Below are 18,114 nucleotides of genomic sequence, written 5' to 3'. Positions count from 1 at the left end.
AGCGTCCGGAAGAATAGAGGGCGGAAAAAATGAATAAACATCACACACTTGCAAAGCAAAAACGAAAGGCAGGGCTTTTATCGATCATTCCAGGACTTGGGCAGATTGCGAATCAGCAATTGTCAAAGGGGCTCTTATTTCTTGCCATCACAGGCTTGTTTGCTTTTGAATTATGCGTTTTCGGTATACAGGCGCTAACCGGATTGATGACATTGGGAAGTGTTCCCGGTGAAGACCACTCGCTGTTTATGCTGATTGAAGGCACGCTGCAATTGATCGTGACGGTGATTTTCCTCATGTTCTATATCTTTAATATTCATGATTCGCGTAAGACCGCCGCTATGAAAGCGGCGGGTTTGGAAGTCAATACAACAGCCAAGGATATGATCTGTCATGCGGGCGATAAAGGGTTTCCATATCTATTTACACTGCCGGCATATATCATGATGGTGTTTGTGATTATCTTTCCGGTTTTGGTGACTCTGTTTGTTGCATGTACAAACTATGATTTTTATCATATTCCGCCTAATCGTCTGATTGACTGGGTCGGGTTTAAAAATTTCTTAAATATTTTTTTCCTTGGCTCCTATCGTGAAACATTTGTGAATGTACTGGGCTGGACGGTCATCTGGACAATTTGCGCGACAACGCTGCAAATCATTTTAGGTATTGTGACGGCCCTTTTCGTCAATCAGGATTTTATAAAAGGCAAGCGGATATTTCGAATGATTTTCTTATTTCCATGGGCTGTTCCGGCGTTTATTACAATCATGAGTTTTTCCAACATGTTTAACGACAGCATAGGAGCGGTGAATGCACAGGTGATTCCACTATTCAATCACCTGCCGTTTGTTGAGCTGCCTGCGATCGCGTGGAAGACAGATCCTTTCTGGACAAAGACAGCCCTCATTATGATTCAGACGTGGCTCGGCTTTCCATATATTTATGTCATGGTAACGGGAGTGCTTCAGGCGATTCCAGGTGAATTGTATGAAGCGGCAAAGATTGACGGGGCCACTTTTATTCAGCGTTTTCGGCATATTACATTCCCGATGATTTTATTTGCCACAGCACCCGTGATGATTACTCAGTATACGTTTAATTTCAATAATTTCTCGATCATCTACTTATTTAATGAGGGAGGTCCAGGCAGTGCGGGAGCCGGGGCCGGGTCGACCGATATCTTAATTTCGTGGATTTATAAACTGACAACAGGCACATCACCCCAATATTCCGTTGCGGCGGCTGTGACACTGTTAATTTCTTTCATTGTCATTGGAATTTCACTGATTGCTTTCAAAAAATCGAATGCTTTTGGCAATGAGGAGGTTATGTAGGTGAACGCGAGAACTGCCAGAATGCTTAATAAAATCTGTACGTATTTCTTTTTGACGCTTTTAAGTATTGTCATTATATATCCGTTGCTGATTACGGCATCATCAGCATTCCGTGTGGGGAATTCGGCGGCTTTTCAGCTCGATTTTTCGGGTTCTTGGACATTGGATCATTTTAAGCGGCTATTTGACGAAACGCTTTATCTCAATTGGTACAGCAATACACTTGTCATCGCGCTATCGGTCATGGTTTTGCAGGTTACGATTGTGACACTTGCCGGGTACTCGTACAGCCGCTATCGGTTTGCAGGCAGAAAAAAGAGCCTGATATTCTTTTTAATCATTCAAATGGTGCCGACAATGGCGGCGCTGACTGCTTTTTATGTCTTGGCGATGCTAATAGGCGCACTCGATCAATACTGGTTTTTAACAGCGATCTATATCGGCGGCGGAATTCCGATGAACACGTGGCTGATGAAAGGTTATTTTGATACTGTGCCGAGAGAAATTGATGAAGCCGCGCGAATTGACGGAGCGGGACATCTGAGGATTTTCGCTTCAATTGTTCTGCCGCTTGTTAAGCCAATGCTCGCGGTACAAGCGCTTTGGGCGTTTATGGCACCGTTTGGCGACTATTTGCTGGCGAAATTTCTGCTTCGCTCACCGGAAAGGCTGACCATCGCTGTAGGATTACAATCCTTTATTTCTAATCCGCAGCAGCAAAAAGTAGCTCTATTTGCAGCCGGTGCCATACTAGCTGCACTGCCGATATGCGTTCTATTCTTTTTTCTCCAAAAGAACTTTGTGTCCGGTTTGACGGCCGGCGGAACAAAGGGGTAATTCAATGAAGAATCTGGAGAATAAAAGCTTTATCATCCGCTGCCTGAAGGCGGCTGCATCCCCATCAGGTGTTTGCCGCTATGGGAATACCTTCAGCTGGCTGCAGCTCTCTTTTCTCTTTATGTTTTTAATGGCCTGCTTAATGGCGCCGTTAGCGGTTTCGTTTGTGAAAATGGATCGCTTCAGCGTTTCATCTTTCATGCCGTCAGCGATTCAAGGAGTTAATGATCAATTTGCTGATCAATTACAGGGTTTTCAAATCAGGAACGGAAAACTAACAGGCGGGAAGAGCTCTGAGAGAATTGAAGATGGGCAGAATGTGATGGCGGTCGATATGAAGCATGAATATGATACTAGCGGTGAAAATGGGCGATTGAAAGTAACTGGATTTGAAAACGCCATCATATTTCAACCTGATCAACTGATGATCACCGATCAAAACGGAACGGGGTTTTCTGTTGGCTATGCGAAAATGGACGTAAAGCTCGAGAAGCCAAACGCCCATGATGTAGAGGTTTTGATCGATACATTATGGTTGGCACAGTATAAGCCGATGGTCATGATGCTGGCATATGCGGTGGTTTCTATGATCCAGCTTTTGTTAACGTTTGTTCTTGCCGGAGGCCTCTGGATCACAAAACGATCAAACATGATCTCTATTGCGTCATTCAAGGAAGCAGTATCTACGGCGATTTGCGCCTCGGCACTGCCGGCATTTGCGGCAGCTGCTATCGGCATGGTTCATTTTGATTTGATTACTGTATTGATGATCCATTCGTGTGGCGTTACTTTGATGATCTCTTTTGCATTTAGATATTTGACCAAAATCCGCCGTGATAATGGAAACTTACATTCGGGAGGAAATGATGATAAATCAGCGGTTATTTGAGATTGATGAATGGAAAATCAAAACAAATACATTTAATAAGGAGCATACACGGCTGCTGGAAAGCCTGACGTCTCTTGCCAATGGTTATATGGGGGTCAGAGGGAATTTTGAAGAAGGCTATTCAGGCGACAGTCACCAAGGCACATATATTGCAGGCGTGTGGTTCCCCGACAAAACGCGAGTAGGCTGGTGGAAAAACGGGTATCCAGAATATTTCGGAAAAGTGATCAATGCAATGAACTTTATGGGCATAGGCTTATATGTTGACGGTGAAAAAATCGATCTCCATCAAAACCCAATCGAATCATTTGAGGTAGAACTCAATATGAAAGAGGGGATTCTACGTCGAAGCGCTGTTGTCCGCATTCAGGATAAATCCGTCAGAATCAGGTCAGAGCGGTTTCTTAGCCTTGCCGTAAAAGAACTCTGTGCGATTCATTATGAAGCGGAGTGCCTGACGGGAGATGCTGTCATTACGCTTGTTCCTTACCTGGATGGAAATGTGGCAAATGAAGATTCTAACTACCAAGAACAGTTTTGGCAGGAGGAAGCGAAAGGTGCTGATTCTCACAGCGGCCATTTAGCAGCAAAAACGATCGAAAATCCATTTGGAACACCGCGCTTCACGATTTTAACCGCAATGGCAAACGTGACAGAAGGTTTTGTCCATGAAAGCTTTAAAACGACTGAAATGTTTGTTGAGAATCGTTACAGCTACCAAACGAAGGCATCATTGAAAAAGTTTGTGATTGTCACGACTTCCCGTGATTTTCGGGAGGAAGAGCTTTTTTTGAAAGCCAAGGAGCTTTTGGCGGAAGTGGTAGAGAACGGCTATGAAGATGCAAAACGGAGGCACACTGATCGATGGAAGGAAAGATGGGCAAAAGCGGACATTGAGATTAAAGGAGATGAGGAGCTACAACAAGGAATCCGCTACAATATCTTTCAGTTATTCTCGACGTATTACGGGGGCGATGCCCGTTTGAATATCGGGCCGAAAGGATTTACTGGCGAGAAATATGGAGGTGCAGCATATTGGGATACTGAGGCGTACGCCGTTCCGATGTATTTGGCGACAGCCGAGCCGGAGGTGACGAAAAACCTGCTTTTGTATCGCTATCATCAGTTGGAGGCTGCTAAACGCAACGCGGCAAAATTGGGGATGAAGGGGGCACTTTATCCGATGGTGACGTTCACCGGTGATGAATGCCACAACGAATGGGAAATCACCTTTGAAGAAATTCACCGCAATGGCGCGATCTGTTATGCGATCTACAATTATATCAATTATACAGGCGACCGTAACTATATGGAAGAATACGGGATAGACGTTCTTGTGGCAGTCAGCAGATTTTGGGCCGACCGTGTTCACTTCTCGAAACGAAAAAATAAGTATATGATCCATGGCGTCACAGGGCCGAATGAATACGAAAACAACGTTAACAACAATTGGTATACGAATGTCATTGCGGCTTGGACGTTGGAGTATACTCTACAAAGTCTCGAAAGTATCTCAGCGGAGAAACGCCGCCTTCTGGATGTGCAGGAAGTAGAATTGAAAGTCTGGAGAGAAATCATCCAGCACATGTACTATCCATTTAGTGAAGAACTGCAAATTTTCGTTCAGCATGACACGTTCTTGGACAAAGACCTGCAAGCAGTTGACGAATTAGATCCAGCGGAGCGGCCTCTTTATCAGAATTGGTCATGGGACAAGATTCTCCGCTCCAATTTTATTAAGCAGGCAGATGTTCTCCAAGGCATTTATCTTTTTAATGACCGTTTTACAATAGAAGAAAAACGGCGAAATTTTGAATTTTATGAGCCGATGACTGTTCATGAATCAAGCCTATCGCCCTCTGTCCATGCGATTCTCGCAGCCGAACTCAAGCTGGAAAAGAAAGCGCTCGAATTATATAAGCGCACAGCAAGGCTTGATCTTGATAATTACAATCATGATACGGAAGAAGGCTTGCATATTACTTCAATGACGGGTAGCTGGCTGGCAATCGTTCATGGCTTTGCAGGCATGCGCACCGCGAATGAGACGCTGTCATTTGCTCCGTTTTTGCCGAAAGAATGGGACGAATATTCATTCAACATCAATTATCGAAATCGATTAATCAATGTGACGGTTGACGAAAAGCGCGTTATTTTTGAGCTTGTAAAAGGCGAGCCGCTGCACATGAACGTTTATGAGGAACCAGTTGTCCTACAGGGACGATGTGAAAGGAGAACGCCTAATGAGTGAATGGTGGAAAGAAGCTGTCGTTTATCAAATTTACCCGCGCAGTTTTTATGATGCCAATGGAGATGGATTCGGGGATTTGCAAGGTGTGATTCAAAAGCTGGATTACATCAAAAATCTCGGGGCGGATGTCATCTGGCTCTCCCCGGTATTTGATTCCCCGCAGGATGACAACGGATATGATATCAGCGATTACAAAAACATGTATGAAAAGTTTGGGACAAATGAAGATATGTTTCAGCTGATTGATGAAGTCCATAAACGCGGAATGAAAATCGTCATGGATTTGGTCGTGAACCACACATCAGATGAGCATGCTTGGTTTGCTGAAAGCCGCAAGTCGAAGGACAATCCTTACCGGGATTATTATTTTTGGAAAGATCCTAAACCGGACGGCTCAGAGCCGAATAATTGGGGATCGATCTTTTCAGGCTCAGCGTGGACATACGATGAAGGAACAGGGCAGTATTATTTGCACTACTTTTCGAAAAAACAGCCTGATTTAAATTGGGAAAACGAAGCCGTTCGCCGGGAAGTTTATGATGTAATGAGATTCTGGATGGATAGAGGCGTTGACGGCTGGCGGATGGATGTGATCGGCTCTATTTCTAAATACACCGATTTTCCGGACTACGAAACGGATCATAGCCGCAGCTATATTGTCGGCCGTTATCACTCTAACGGCCCACGTCTTCATGAGTTTATTCAAGAGATGAACAGGGAAGTGCTTTCTCATTACGACTGCATGACAGTCGGAGAGGCAAACGGCTCTGATATTGAAGAGGCGAAAAAGTACACAGATGCAAGCAGGCAAGAGCTGAATATGATCTTTACATTTGAACATATGGATATTGATACAGAACAAAACTCGCCAAATGGGAAATGGCAGATCAAGCCGTTTGATTTGATTGCTTTAAAAAAGACGATGACAAGGTGGCAGACCGGGTTAATGAATGTCGGCTGGAATACCCTTTATTTTGAGAACCATGATCAGCCGAGGGTTATTTCCCGCTGGGGCAATGACAGGAAACTGCGTAAGGAATGTGCGAAGGCATTTGCAACGGTTTTGCACGGCATGAAAGGAACGCCGTTTATTTACCAGGGAGAAGAAATCGGCATGGTCAACAGCGATATGCCGCTGGAGATGTATGATGATCTTGAAATAAAGAATGCATATCGTGAACTAGTCGTCGAAAACAAAACGATGTCAGAAAAAGAGTTTGTCAAAGCCGTGATGATAAAAGGAAGGGATCATGCGAGAACACCTATGCAGTGGGATGCCGGAAAACATGCGGGATTCACAGCCGGAGACCCATGGATACCGGTAAATTCCCGCTATCAAGATATCAATGTGAAAGAGTCCTTGGAAGATCAAGATTCGATTTTCTTTTACTATCAGAAGCTCATTCAATTACGAAAGCAATATAAGATTATGATATATGGCGATTATCAGCTGTTGCAGGAGAATGATCCGCAGGTCTTTTCTTACCTCCGAGAATATCGAGGGGAAAAGCTTCTTGTCGTTGTGAATTTATCGGAAGAAAAGGCTCTGTTCGAAGCGCCTCCAGAACTGATTCATGAGCGTTGGAAAGTGCTGATTTCAAACTATCCGCAGGAGCGGGCTGACTTAAAGAGTATTAGCCTCAAACCTTATGAAGCTGTGATGGTCATTAGTATATGAAAGCGGTCATTTTTGATTTAGACGGAGTGATAACAGATACGGCTGAATATCATTTTCTCGCTTGGAAGCACATCGCAGAACAAATCAATATCCCCTTTGACAGAGACATGAATGAAAGGCTAAAAGGAATCAGCAGAGAAGAGTCACTTGAAAGCATATTGATCTCTGGCGGTGCGGAAACAAAGTATACAAATGCGGAGAAACAAGAACTTATGCATCAGAAAAATCACGATTATCAAACGTTGATCAGCAAATTGACGCCGGAAGATCTTTTACCGGGGATTGGCAGGCTCCTATGTCAATTGAAAAACGAAAATATAAAAATCGGGTTAGCATCTTCAAGTCGCAATGCCCCCGAGATTTTAAGACGATTGGCAATTATCGATGATTTTGATGCCATTGTTGATCCGACGGCTCTTGCGAAGGGGAAGCCTGATCCTGACATCTTTTTAACAGCTGCAGCGATGCTCGATGTTTCCCCTGCTGATTGCGCGGCAATAGAAGACGCAGAAGCAGGCATTTCTGCAATCAAATCTGCGGGGATGTTTGCGGTTGGTGTCGGTCAAGGACAGCCGATGCTTGGTGCTGATTTGGTTGTGAGGCAGACGAATGATTTGACGCTTGAGCTGTTACATGAGGAATGGGAGCAGTATAGAATAAAAAGTGTTTAAGGGAGTCAATTCCTTGAAATGAAAAAAACCTGCAAGAGACGCAGCTCTTGCAGGTTGTGTTATTACTTTTTGTCTTCTGTGTGAGTCAAAATTTTGTCAATCAGGCCGTATTCAAGCGCTTCTTCAGCAGACTTGAAGTTATCACGGTCTGTGTCGCGTTCGATCACTTCAAGCGGCTGGCCAGTACGTTCAGCAAGGACTTTGTTTAATTTGTCGCGAAGCAAGAGAATGCGTTTCGCGGCAATTTCAATTTCTGTCGCCTGACCTTGCGCACCGCCAAGTGGCTGGTGAATCATGACTTCACTGTTTGGAAGCGCATAGCGTTTGCCTTTTTCGCCGGCTGCAAGCAGGAACGCGCCCATTGACGCAGCCATGCCGATACAAATTGTAGATACCTTCGGCTTAATAAACTGCATGGTATCATAGATCGCCATACCGGCTGTAATAGAGCCGCCCGGGCTGTTGATGTAAAGAGAAATTTCTTTTTCAGGATCTTCTGCTGCTAAGAATAAAAGCTGTGACACGATGGAGTTCGCAACGTTGTCATCAATCGCAGATCCAAGCATGATGATACGATCCTTTAATAGACGAGAATAAATGTCATACGCTCTTTCCCCGCGGTTCGTTTGTTCAATGACTGTAGGTATTAAATTCATAATGCTCCTCCTTCACCTTTTAGGTAAGTATGTAGTTACATGATACATTTTTGGTCAATAAAGGTCAAACAAAAAGCTGGCTTGATATGCAAAGTCGTCTCTTTTTCCCATTTTCCCCAAAAATACAGGGGTTCAAACCATCGTATGTCAGATTGCCAATTAAGATGCTTTGTCTATTTAAAAAACGGCCTCTCGAAATAGAGGGTTGTTATTTGAATGGAATTATCGTATAATTAGTTGTGCTGACGTTCTCATAACGCAGTCATTCTGCGCTCGTAGCTCAGTTGGATAGAGCGGTGGTTTCCGGTACCACGTCTGTCGGGGGTTCGAATCCCTCCGAGCGCGTCCAATAGAACAACAGGAAAGACAAGGGTTTGGCGATTTGCCGCTCTTGTCTTTTTTGTGTGAAGTAATGAAAAACTAAGGATTCTGTTTCCTGTATATATTATAGGAGTAAGAGCTTTCTGATGTGTCAAATATCTTCAGCAGATGTTATAGAGTGCGTACAATCCTAATGCCCTTGAGTGCTTATATAATTTTCGAAATCATTTTTTATACGAAAAAGAGGTTAGAGATCTATAAAAAAGGTTTAAATAAGTTTAATATGAAAAAATAAATACTATCCCTTACAAGTTTAACAGCTCACTTTTCGGCAGTGGCTATCAACTAGTAGGGGATTTTTTATGGCGCGAAAAGGACAACATTTTTACCACTATATGAAAGAAATTAACATGAAAGCCGTCAACTTGCATGTAGAAGGAACTAAAGCGCTGTAACGCGTTATCTGAAGAATAAGGGCTTCAGAGTTCAAACCAGCTCAAAAAATTGGGTAAAAAACGCCGTGGTATTTTGAAGAGCAACGGGGAAAGAATAAAAAGTCAGACAACCTTTTTATAGGATGCCCTAAGACAACGTTTAAAAGCGTTGAGGAAGAACGAGATTATCTAAAGGTACAGGTTGAATAACTAAAAAAACGTTATCCGATTACATGGCTGGCGGTATCGCCAAGGTGTCAAGATAAGGATACTAAAAATGGTGCAAGACTCAAAGGGTTCGAATGGCAAGGTATCAGAGAGATCAGTTGATTAAAGAACACATTATGGCGAATCACCATTCGCGCCCCTTCTATGACTATCCGAATTACTGTAGCTGTTAAAGAAAGAAGGCTTTTCCGTCAACCATAAGCGTGTTGACAGGTTGATGAAAGAGATGAACATCCATCGATCATTCGAAAAAAAGGGACGTTATTCTGGAAGAAAGGCATCGATTGTTCAATCAAACTGACTGAACCGAGAATTTTAAACCAATCGACCTAACCAGCTATATGTAACCGGTATTACCTATATTGTAGTGGACAGCTCCACTCTCTGATCAAGGATCCCAATACACAACAAAAACATATCATAAGCGATTCGAAACCGTTTGTTTGAAGGGCAGTCATTCTCGTAAGGGTAACGGTCTGGATAATGTATGCATCGAATTGTTTTTCTCACACCATACTTTTCTTCATGCCAAATTGAAATAGAGCTACACAAGAACATTAAAGATTATTCAGTTATATCAACGATTCCAGAAAAATTTAAACCAGTGTGCTCCGATAGAATACCGTAACACACTGGTTGCTTAGTTTTTTTATGCTGTCTACTTGACAGGGGTAAGACTAACTAACCTATCGGGTATCTTTTTTACGATTATTTTTATTTTTCGGTGCTATGTAGGTTGGGCCACAAACAAATCCTACAACCATAATAACGACTCCTACCCACCGGACAGCATAAAAATCAGTATCACGTAGGAAGACGAATGAAAATAAGGTAATGATCGTCCCAATAATCACTGCAACTGCCCAGATATTACTTGATTTCCTCATTTAAAAGCTCCTTTATAACTTAATGTTTCAGCTGAGTATTGCGATGTAAAATATAACATACTGTGGATTAAATGGAAAATCCTAAAGGTAATGAATTGATAGCACTATTTTTAACGAATAACAACTCTATTGAATTAATATCTGAATAAAAAAGTTCTTAATACCCATTTTTTTTTTTTGAACTCTATTTACAATACAAAATCTAGTCAAAAAAACTTTACTTTAGTTTAATATTAAACGAATCGTAATAGAATGAATTCGTATAAATGAGGTCATTTTCACCTATAAAATAATATTTTCACATTAATTATAATAATTTGACATATTAAACTTTTATTCCTAATATTGGATTTGAATACAAATAAAAGGAGGAGTTTTGTGAAGCTTAAAAGATTTGTTATAGCTGTTACTATTGGAACTGGAATTCTGGGGTCTGTAATGTACTCGTCGGCTTCGGCAGCAACATTAGAAACAAAAAAAGTTGAACTGGAAAATGTCTCTCAGGAAGGCAAAGATGCTAATGCAGCAGGCATTGGGAACCTAGCTCAAAAAGCCTGGGTTTATGGGACTGAAGCTGCAAAGCATTATGGAGGCAAAGCTTTGAATATGTTTTTAGACAATGGAGGGTTAGGTATAGCTAAGCCTTCAAACGAAGAGGTACAAGATATGGATGTTATTTTTGACAAAAAATAATTTATAAGGAAGGGGGATTATTATAGTCCCCCTTTTTTTAATAGAGGGGATTTTGATGAATAAAAATAAAACTTTTATTATTGGTTTGTTGTTTATTTTATTAGTTACTTTCGTTGTACATTTCTTTTTAATTTTGTCTACTGTATTACCCCCTAATCCGTTAGCTCTTGCGGTCAAACCTGTTTCTGATCGTTACACAAATACTTTATTCCAACAGAATTGGCATCTATTTGCGCCGGATCCTATTACAACTAATACAAATATATATATGGAGGTTGATACTGGAAAAGCGAGGGGAAAGAACGAGTGGATTGACATTTCTACCCCCTTAAAAGACCAAAATCACACTAAAATCGTAACCCCTTACAATCGAATTGTTAGAATTATAGATGGGCTTTCTTCTGATATTTTTGGAACTAATCAAGATGATGTCATTTTTCAATACTTAAAAAAAGCAGCTGAAAATGATAAACAGGTAAAAGCTATAACAAAAGAGATAGAGAAGAGCCAAAAGATTGGCGAGGAAAATGTGTATCGTTATGCAAGTTCGTATGCTAAATCAATTTATAATCCTAAAACAATAAAAAGAATAAGAGTAAGAATAGATACAGTGAAACCGATTCCGTTTTCTCTACGGGATAACAATGATAAAGGTGAGAAATTAGAACAAAGCACTACATTTAAATGGAAAACGTTCAATAATAAAGTGGTTCCATTTTTTTAATGAGAGTGGAGGAACAATATTATGAATAACAGTATCACTAACAGAGTTATCTCCTATTTTGCAAAAGAACGTTTTTATATTGGGGTGAGCTTGCTTCGTATTGTATTTGGTTTGCTCATTTTATATTTTTATTTAATTCATTATAATCAAAGGTATTTCTTGTTCTCCGATTATGGTATCAATACATTTCATAATGTTATGAAACCAACTACATATTCATTGTATAATGTAACTTCATCCTTAAAATACTTTGATGCGATATATCACGTTGGCATTGTGTCAGCAATTCTATTTACTCTAGGTTTTAAAGGCCGGCTCATGGGCATCTTGAATTATGTTTTGTTCTATTCATTATATGTTCGTTTCTCATATATTGGGGACGGTGGCGACAATTTAATGGCAATTACACTTTTTTATCTCTTGTTTGCAAATACTACAAAGTATTTTTCTATAGATGCAGCGTTACGAAAAAAAGTGGCTTATGTATCTGACTGTAGGAAAACTACCGCTAATATTATTCAGTACTTTGTTGTTTTGTTTTGTATAATGCAAGTTTGTATTGTATATGTTACGTCTGCTATTTATCAAATTATGGGTGAAACTTGGAATAATGGAACAGCTTTATACTATATATCACAAGTTAAAACGGTTGCGATGCCTTTTCTTCAGTCAGTAGTTAGTCAACACATCTATTTAAGCGTCGTGATTTGTTATTCTAGTGTATTATTAAAAATTGCTTTTCCTTTTCTTATTATAAACAAAAAAACAAAATGGCTTGCTGTCTTAATGGTTTGTTTACTACATTTAGGTATTGCATTTGGAATGGGTTTATATTCATTCTCTATTGTCATGATTGCGATTGAATTGGTGATTTTTACCGATAAGGAGTACAATCGCTTATTCTTTAGTTATCAGCAATTGAGACATAAGCTTAATTGGATGGTAAGGAAAAAATTAATGCGAAAATTTCAAGCTCACTGGAAAATGACTGTATACTATGATGCATGGTGCCCGTTATGTACTAAAACGAAAAAACGTATCAAGAGGGCGGACTGGCTCAATTTAATTGTTTTCGAATCCTTTCGTGATGAGACATCAACTATTAATGATGAGATAGGTATAGAAGAATTAGAAAAACGAATGCATGGAAAGACGTTGGAAAAGGGCATCGTCTCTGGTGCAGATACTTTTATCGAAATAAGCAAGCGGGTTATTCTGCTATGGGTATTGTATATGATACTCCTCTTGGCTAAGTTGTTTCATGTTAGCGATAGGATATATGATTTGATTGCCTCAAAAAGAAAAATAATTCCTTATGGGCAATGTAATCATGGGGCATGCGGCCTCAATCAGAAGCAGAGAAAGGGGTAATAGTTTGTTCCTCATTGTTTTAATACTAATAGTAGCTGTTTTTATATTCGGTTTTTTTGGCCTAGCGGCATTTTTGAAAAGAAAGGATCGAAATAGAACGGTTGAGGATTTGACACGTTTTATGTTATCTCACCCTGAGCGCTTTTCGCTGACTGTTATACAAAATGATCAAATCCTTTTAAATCATAATGGAAGTAAGATGTTTCCCTTAGCCAGTACAGTGAAAATCCTTTTTTTGCTAGCATTTGTACATGAGGCAAGAAAAAATCAGATAAGTTTCAATGATACTGTCAGTATCATTGAAATAGATAAATTTTATATTCCGAATACCGACGGAGGAGCACACGATAATTGGAAGAGCAAAGAGAATATTGGTCAAATTGTGACGATGAAAGAAGTGCTCATTGGTATGATGAGATACAGTTCAAATGCATGTACTGATTATATTTACTTAAGGATCGGTAAAGACAATATCCAAAAAATAGTTGATATATATTTACCTGATAATCACACGCCTGTTTTTTCTATAAACTCTTCGATGTTAGTCGCTCCTTATCTAAAAAAATATGAAAAGAAAAAAACGAAAGAAATCTCTGGTTATATGAAAGAGATGAAGCAAAAATATTTCATGGATATTTCAGGAGAAACTTTCGATGCCCTTGTGCATGGTAAAGCTGATTCGTTAATATCCTCACTTTCTTCTGCTAATCATATTGATATACAAAGGGAGTTCACGAAGAAACTTCCATCTTCATCTAGTGAAAACTACGCCAGATTAATGTATCGTCTGGGAACCGGGGACCTTTTAAGTGAAGTGGAAAAAGGAATATTAGATGAGATAACAGGACCGCCGAACCTTCAAGAAAACCGTATTTGGTATAAAGGAGGCTCTACCTTATTTGTTATGACGTCGGCTATTTTTAAAGAAACTGCGTCAGATTCCATCTCATTGGCCTTTTTTATTGAGGACATGACTCGTTTAGATATGTTATGGATTGATCATGTTTATCAGCCATTTCTTCAAAAGATAACTAACGACCCCTTATTTCGACAACAATTAATAGCTGATTTAAAGGGAAAATTATAATAATGTTGAATAACGGTACTTTAAAATAAAACCGTCAAATTTACAGATTTAATGTAAAGGAAAATCACAATACGCAAACATTCAATTCATTTTAATTTTGGTTAAACTTGTAAATCAATATAGGTAACATAGTAATTATAACTAATGAAAATGAAACGTTTAGAAAAGTGTATTATATATTTAAGGATAATAAATATATAATATGAAGTTCTTTAATGGTTTCCGGTACCACGTCTGTCGGGGGTTCGAATCCCTCCGAGCGCGTCCAATAGAACAACAGGAAAGACAAGGGTTTGGCGATTTGCCGCTCTTGTCTTTTTTGTTTTGTTTCATAAATCTTTCTTGCTGAAACATAAATTTTCCTCCTACCGGGCACGTTATGGAATGTATGCGATATTGAATTTGCGAGGAGGATGAACATGGGTATTTTAAGCGGAAATCCGCAGGATGAACCGATGCATTATGGTGAGGTATTCGGCTTGTGGAGTTATGTGATGGCGGGCAATAAAATGGTCGGCAATTACCAAATGCTATTGAATCATGTCGGTGATGACGACCTGAAGAAGCTGCTTCGTGAGTCTATTGAAAAATGCCAAGATGAAATCAAACAGGTCAGCACGATCCTGAAAGAAAACGGGGTGGCGCTGCCGCCGGCTTCTCCTGAACCGCCGACAGCAGATCTTAACGATATTCCGCCTGGCGCACGGTTTCTCGATCCGGATGTGGCGGCCTCCGCGGCAGCAGCAAATGCTGCAGGTCTTGTGACATGCAGCAAAATGATGGGGCAATCGATTCGTGAGGATATTGCCATGATGTTTGGGCAATTTCATATGTCAAAAGCGGCAACCGGCGCAAAATACTTAAGGCTGCTAAAAAACAAAGGCTGGCTCATCCCGCCGCCGCTTCATCTTCAAAAACATCACGAAGCTTAATGGCAAAGGCATATACAGCTGTATATGCCTTGATTTTATGAAGATGACGTAAGACGCAGGCCGATGACGCCGGCTAGGATAAGGCAAAGTGAAATCACCTGTGAAAGCTGAAACCGCTCCTTAAACCAGATGAGCCCGACCGCCGAAACGCCAATGCTGCCAATGCCGGTCCAGACGGCATAAGCGACTCCGGCAGGCAGGACGATCATCGCTTGGGACAGGCAGTAAAAGGATAAGCCGAATCCAAGCGTCATCACAATGATCGGCCATTTTTTTCTTGTCCCATCAATATATTTCATGGCAATGGCAGCTATAATTTCTTCTATGCCGGCAATCACTAATAAAAACCATGCCATTATTGTTCACCTCCCGGCTGAGATTTGCTTTCTTTCGTAAATAATTTCATTCCTAAAATGCCAGCCAACAATAAAGCTAAAAAGAACATCTGGGCTGCTGAGAAGGATTCGCCCAGAACAATTCCAGTCATATATGTTCCGACGGTTCCTATTCCGACAAACACAGTGTACGCCGCGGCCATCGGGATTTTTTGATAAGAGCGGATCAACAGGATAAAGCTGACCGCGATTAAGATAAAAATGATGATCCAATCCAAAAGCGAATCAGCATGTTTGAGGGAAGAGGCCCAAACAACTTCTAAAAGCCCTGCAATAAAAACAAGAACCCAATTCAAATGAAACACCTCTCTATTTTATGAATGAACGTCAGTCATTTTTAGAACATTAAAAAATGAGCGGTGTTACCCAGTCATTTTTTAAGCAGTGCCTAAGCTCCGTTTTAAGAAAGTAAAAATTTCCTTTTTATACACTTCAACATTTTCATCTTGTTCAAATCCGATATAGAATCGTTCCGCAGTGTTCTCGACCAAGTTGATAATTGTTCTGGCCGTCCATTTTGAATTGATTCCTTCCGTTACCTCATGGTTTGCAATGGCCTTGTTGATAATTGTTTCAAGCCAGGAGTAATAAGGTTGATAGATCGTCTCCCATTTTTCCATGGAGTGGTCGATCGCAAGCCCGGAATAACAGAGGACAATAATATCCTTATGGCGTTCTGTAATGAGAAAAGTCTCATCAATTAATATATCTAAAACGGTCCAAAAATCCTCGTCCCCATGCAGCCTACTTTTGATTTGATCAAGTGTATGGGTGAGAAGATTTTCTGCAATGGCCGGTATGAGGGCATTTTTAGATGAGAAATACAAATAGAATGTTCCTTGGGCAGTGCCGGCCTTTTTGACAATATCAGAAATAGAAGCCTTGTCGAGGCCTTTTTCAGAAATGACTTCTATGGCAGCCTGCAGAATTTTTTCATATTTGCCCGATGTTTGTTTTGGCATGAGGAACACCTCCAATAATGACTGACTCTCATTCATTTTATCGTGTGTATGTATGTTTGTAAAGAATAAAGAAGCAAGAAACCTCTTGCTTCTTTATTTATCGTAATCAATGGCGGCTTTTGGGAGCCCGGTATACTTTGCCCAGTAATAAATCGCAAGTGAGCCGATCGCGACTAAAATGAGATCGACGGGATTGCTGATAATCCCTAAACCATGTCCGAAAGAACCGATGTAGGAAAAGATCAGCATCATAATATAAAACCCGATAAGCCACCAGGCTGATTTCAGCTGCTGAGCGAGGCTGACATCTTCTTTAGGCGTATATTTGCTGAAACAGAGATAGATCAAAAACATCACGAGCTGTGAACCGAGCAGCCAGGAGACTGTTTTCCATCCTGACCAGTACACGATAAACGCTGTAAATATAAAGGAAAGCGGCCCGATAATGCTCATTCCCTTTAAATAAAACGGCCTGTTTAAGTCCTTCGCGTTGACCCTCAGCGCAGCTGAAGAAATGGGTGCAATCGCATATGAAAGAATGAGCGCGACTGAACAGACATTGACGAGCGCGTTCCACGAAGGAAAGGGAAGTGTCCAGAAAATGGACAGGGCAAACGAAAGCCAAAGTGAAGCGCGGGGTGTCCCCGTATCTTTATTGACCTTTGAGAATATGCCAAATAATGTGCCGTTACGCGCCCAGGCGTAAACAAGGCGGGATGTCGTATTCATAAAGATATTCCCGTTTCCTCCGGGAGACAAAATGGCGTCTAAAATGACAAGCGTTGCAAGCCAGCCTAACCCGAGCATGACCGCAATATCCTTAAACGGCAATGAGAACTCCCGGCCAATTGCCGGCCAGCCATGTTTCAGTGTTTCTGTCGGGATTGCACCAATAAAGGTGACCTGCAAAACAGTATAAATGATGGTAGAAACGATGATGCAAATGATTAAAGCGATCGGGATATTGCGTTTTGGATTTTGGACTTCACCTGCTACAGATACAATCGGGTGCAGGCCGAGATACGCAAACATGACGCCGCCTGTCGAGATGGCAGCCTGAATACCTGTAAATCCAAACGGTGCAAATCCTTCAACAGATAAATTCTCCGGCTGAAAATGAAAGATCAGTACAATAATGATGGTAATCGGCACAATATATTTAAAAATCGATATGATGAAATTCGCCTTAGCAAAGGTTTTGACGCTCCAATAATTCAGCAGGAAAAACAAGCATAATAGGGCAAACTGCAAGATCCAGCCAGAAATGGTCGGCGAATCAGACCCTTTAATGGTCAGGCCGGGAAACCAATAGGCCACATACTGACGCACAGCTGTCACTTCAATTGAAATCAAGCTTGTATAAGCGACAATCGTGACAAACGAAATTAAGTAGCCGACAAGGTGGCCATGTGAATAAACGGGGTATCGAATGATGCCTCCGGTACGGGGCAGAGCGGCTCCGAGCTCTGCATATACGAGCCCGATTAACAAAATAATGGCTCCTCCGAGGATCCAGGAAAAAGCGCCGGAGGGCCCTGCTTTTGAAGCGACATTACTGACAGCGAACAGCCACGCTGATCCAAAGATGGCTCCCATCCCAATCAAAATCAGATCAAACAGCGACATTGATTTTTGAAAATTTCCTTGTTTAGACATTCGCTTCCTCCTTTGAAACCAGCCTTATATTCCTTACAATGCCCAATATGTAACAGAGAATACCGCTCCTAATAAAAAAACAGGGCAGCCTGCGCTGCCCCTGTT

Annotated in this window: 17 protein-coding genes and 1 tRNA gene; 13 read left to right on the top strand and 5 right to left on the bottom strand. The window is 41.0% G+C overall.

Features of this window, described 5'->3' with window-relative positions; all coding sequences use genetic code 11:
- Positions 1–29: 29 nt before the first annotated feature.
- From mdxF to pgmB, 6 genes are read left to right on the top strand one after another with little or no spacing between them, the layout of a single operon-like run.
- On the top strand, positions 30–1,337 hold the full coding sequence (mdxF, locus tag AC0OMA_RS17610) for a maltodextrin ABC transporter permease MdxF (RefSeq protein ID WP_015483739.1): 1,308 nt from the start codon (positions 30–32) through the stop codon (positions 1,335–1,337).
- Positions 1,338–2,174, top strand: a complete 837-nt coding sequence (gene mdxG / locus AC0OMA_RS17605) for a maltodextrin ABC transporter permease MdxG (RefSeq protein ID WP_181220175.1) — start codon at positions 1,338–1,340, stop codon at positions 2,172–2,174.
- A 4-nt stretch (positions 2,175–2,178) separates the two neighbouring features.
- On the top strand, positions 2,179–3,063 hold the full coding sequence (locus AC0OMA_RS17600) for a DUF1189 domain-containing protein (protein ID WP_474222301.1): 885 nt from the start codon (positions 2,179–2,181) through the stop codon (positions 3,061–3,063).
- The gene (gene mdxK, locus AC0OMA_RS17595) at positions 3,041–5,314 is read left to right on the top strand and encodes a maltose phosphorylase (protein WP_047183236.1); all 2,274 of its coding nucleotides are present in this window, start codon (positions 3,041–3,043) and stop codon (positions 5,312–5,314) included. Before AC0OMA_RS17600 ends, mdxK begins: the two co-directional genes overlap by 23 nt.
- Entirely contained in the window at positions 5,307–6,992 is a 1,686-nt protein-coding gene (gene malL / locus AC0OMA_RS17590; RefSeq protein ID WP_015483736.1) for an oligo-1,6-glucosidase, read from the top strand. The genes mdxK and malL overlap by 8 nt, the downstream gene beginning before the upstream one ends.
- Entirely contained in the window at positions 6,989–7,663 is a 675-nt protein-coding gene (pgmB, locus tag AC0OMA_RS17585; RefSeq protein ID WP_047183234.1) for a beta-phosphoglucomutase, read from the top strand. Before malL ends, pgmB begins: the two co-directional genes overlap by 4 nt.
- A 62-nt stretch (positions 7,664–7,725) precedes the next feature.
- On the opposite strand, the gene clpP is transcribed toward pgmB, so the two are convergent.
- Entirely contained in the window at positions 7,726–8,319 is a 594-nt protein-coding gene (gene clpP / locus AC0OMA_RS17580) for an ATP-dependent Clp endopeptidase proteolytic subunit ClpP (RefSeq protein WP_003228214.1), read from the bottom strand.
- Positions 8,320–8,588: 269 nt separating this feature from the next.
- Here clpP and AC0OMA_RS17575 point away from each other — a divergent pair.
- The 7 genes from AC0OMA_RS17575 to AC0OMA_RS17545 all read left to right on the top strand — a co-directional run bounded on the left by AC0OMA_RS17575 (position 8,589) and on the right by AC0OMA_RS17545 (position 14,996).
- Positions 8,589–8,664 (top strand) — tRNA-Arg (locus AC0OMA_RS17575).
- A gap of 804 nt (positions 8,665–9,468) precedes the next feature.
- Positions 9,469–9,603, top strand: a complete 135-nt coding sequence (locus AC0OMA_RS17570; protein ID WP_141770194.1) for an IS3 family transposase — start codon at positions 9,469–9,471, stop codon at positions 9,601–9,603.
- Positions 9,604–10,567: 964 nt separating this feature from the next.
- Positions 10,568–10,882, top strand: a complete 315-nt coding sequence (locus AC0OMA_RS17565) for a hypothetical protein (protein WP_015483734.1) — start codon at positions 10,568–10,570, stop codon at positions 10,880–10,882.
- Positions 10,883–10,937: 55 nt separating this feature from the next.
- A complete protein-coding gene (locus AC0OMA_RS17560; RefSeq protein ID WP_148343218.1) occupies positions 10,938–11,606 on the top strand; it encodes a DUF5819 family protein in 669 nt (222 codons plus the stop codon).
- A gap of 21 nt (positions 11,607–11,627) precedes the next feature.
- A complete protein-coding gene (locus AC0OMA_RS17555; protein WP_015483733.1) occupies positions 11,628–12,977 on the top strand; it encodes a DCC1-like thiol-disulfide oxidoreductase family protein in 1,350 nt (449 codons plus the stop codon).
- Positions 12,937–14,064 (top strand): serine hydrolase, encoded by a 1,128-nt coding sequence (locus tag AC0OMA_RS17550; protein ID WP_157694092.1) that lies wholly within the window; start codon positions 12,937–12,939, stop codon positions 14,062–14,064. The genes AC0OMA_RS17555 and AC0OMA_RS17550 overlap by 41 nt, the downstream gene beginning before the upstream one ends.
- A gap of 419 nt (positions 14,065–14,483) precedes the next feature.
- Entirely contained in the window at positions 14,484–14,996 is a 513-nt protein-coding gene (locus AC0OMA_RS17545) for a DUF3231 family protein (RefSeq protein ID WP_015384719.1), read from the top strand.
- A gap of 35 nt (positions 14,997–15,031) precedes the next feature.
- Here AC0OMA_RS17545 and AC0OMA_RS17540 read toward each other — a convergent pair whose 3' ends face one another.
- The 4 genes from AC0OMA_RS17540 to aspP form a co-directional block, all read right to left on the bottom strand.
- Positions 15,032–15,352 carry a QacE family quaternary ammonium compound efflux SMR transporter gene (locus AC0OMA_RS17540; RefSeq protein WP_014480967.1) on the bottom strand — a complete coding sequence of 107 codons (321 nt, stop codon included), beginning with the start codon at positions 15,350–15,352 and terminating at the stop codon, positions 15,032–15,034.
- Complete coding sequence (locus tag AC0OMA_RS17535) at positions 15,352–15,687, bottom strand: SMR family transporter (protein ID WP_181220171.1); 336 nt, start codon at positions 15,685–15,687, stop codon at positions 15,352–15,354. The genes AC0OMA_RS17540 and AC0OMA_RS17535 overlap by 1 nt, the downstream gene beginning before the upstream one ends.
- 81 nt (positions 15,688–15,768) lie before the next feature.
- Positions 15,769–16,353, bottom strand: a complete 585-nt coding sequence (locus tag AC0OMA_RS17530) for a TetR/AcrR family transcriptional regulator (RefSeq protein WP_047183233.1) — start codon at positions 16,351–16,353, stop codon at positions 15,769–15,771.
- A gap of 93 nt (positions 16,354–16,446) precedes the next feature.
- Complete coding sequence (aspP, locus tag AC0OMA_RS17525) at positions 16,447–18,009, bottom strand: aspartate/proton symporter AspP (RefSeq protein WP_015384716.1); 1,563 nt, start codon at positions 18,007–18,009, stop codon at positions 16,447–16,449.
- Positions 18,010–18,114 lie beyond the last annotated feature (105 nt).

It is taken from the genome of Bacillus sp. AMCV2 (assembly GCF_056033925.1).
This window is presented reverse-complemented; position numbering and strand designations above follow the sequence as displayed.

Excerpts from the sequence above, each read along its gene's own strand:
- mdxF (WP_015483739.1), top strand. The coding sequence starts at position 30 with ATGAATAAACATCACACACTTGCAAAGCAAAAACGAAAGGCAGGGCTT.
- AC0OMA_RS17600 (WP_474222301.1), top strand. The coding sequence starts at position 2,179 with ATGAAGAATCTGGAGAATAAAAGCTTTATCATCCGCTGCCTGAAGGCG.
- mdxK (WP_047183236.1), top strand. The coding sequence starts at position 3,041 with ATGATAAATCAGCGGTTATTTGAGATTGATGAATGGAAAATCAAAACA.
- malL (WP_015483736.1), top strand. The coding sequence starts at position 5,307 with ATGAGTGAATGGTGGAAAGAAGCTGTCGTTTATCAAATTTACCCGCGC.
- pgmB (WP_047183234.1), top strand. The coding sequence starts at position 6,989 with ATGAAAGCGGTCATTTTTGATTTAGACGGAGTGATAACAGATACGGCT.
- clpP (WP_003228214.1), bottom strand. The coding sequence starts at position 8,319 with ATGAATTTAATACCTACAGTCATTGAACAAACGAACCGCGGGGAAAGA.
- AC0OMA_RS17560 (WP_148343218.1), top strand. The coding sequence starts at position 10,938 with ATGAATAAAAATAAAACTTTTATTATTGGTTTGTTGTTTATTTTATTA.
- AC0OMA_RS17555 (WP_015483733.1), top strand. The coding sequence starts at position 11,628 with ATGAATAACAGTATCACTAACAGAGTTATCTCCTATTTTGCAAAAGAA.
- AC0OMA_RS17550 (WP_157694092.1), top strand. The coding sequence starts at position 12,937 with ATGGGGCATGCGGCCTCAATCAGAAGCAGAGAAAGGGGTAATAGTTTG.
- AC0OMA_RS17545 (WP_015384719.1), top strand. The coding sequence starts at position 14,484 with ATGGGTATTTTAAGCGGAAATCCGCAGGATGAACCGATGCATTATGGT.
- AC0OMA_RS17540 (WP_014480967.1), bottom strand. The coding sequence starts at position 15,352 with ATGGCATGGTTTTTATTAGTGATTGCCGGCATAGAAGAAATTATAGCT.
- AC0OMA_RS17530 (WP_047183233.1), bottom strand. The coding sequence starts at position 16,353 with ATGCCAAAACAAACATCGGGCAAATATGAAAAAATTCTGCAGGCTGCC.
- aspP (WP_015384716.1), bottom strand. The coding sequence starts at position 18,009 with ATGTCTAAACAAGGAAATTTTCAAAAATCAATGTCGCTGTTTGATCTG.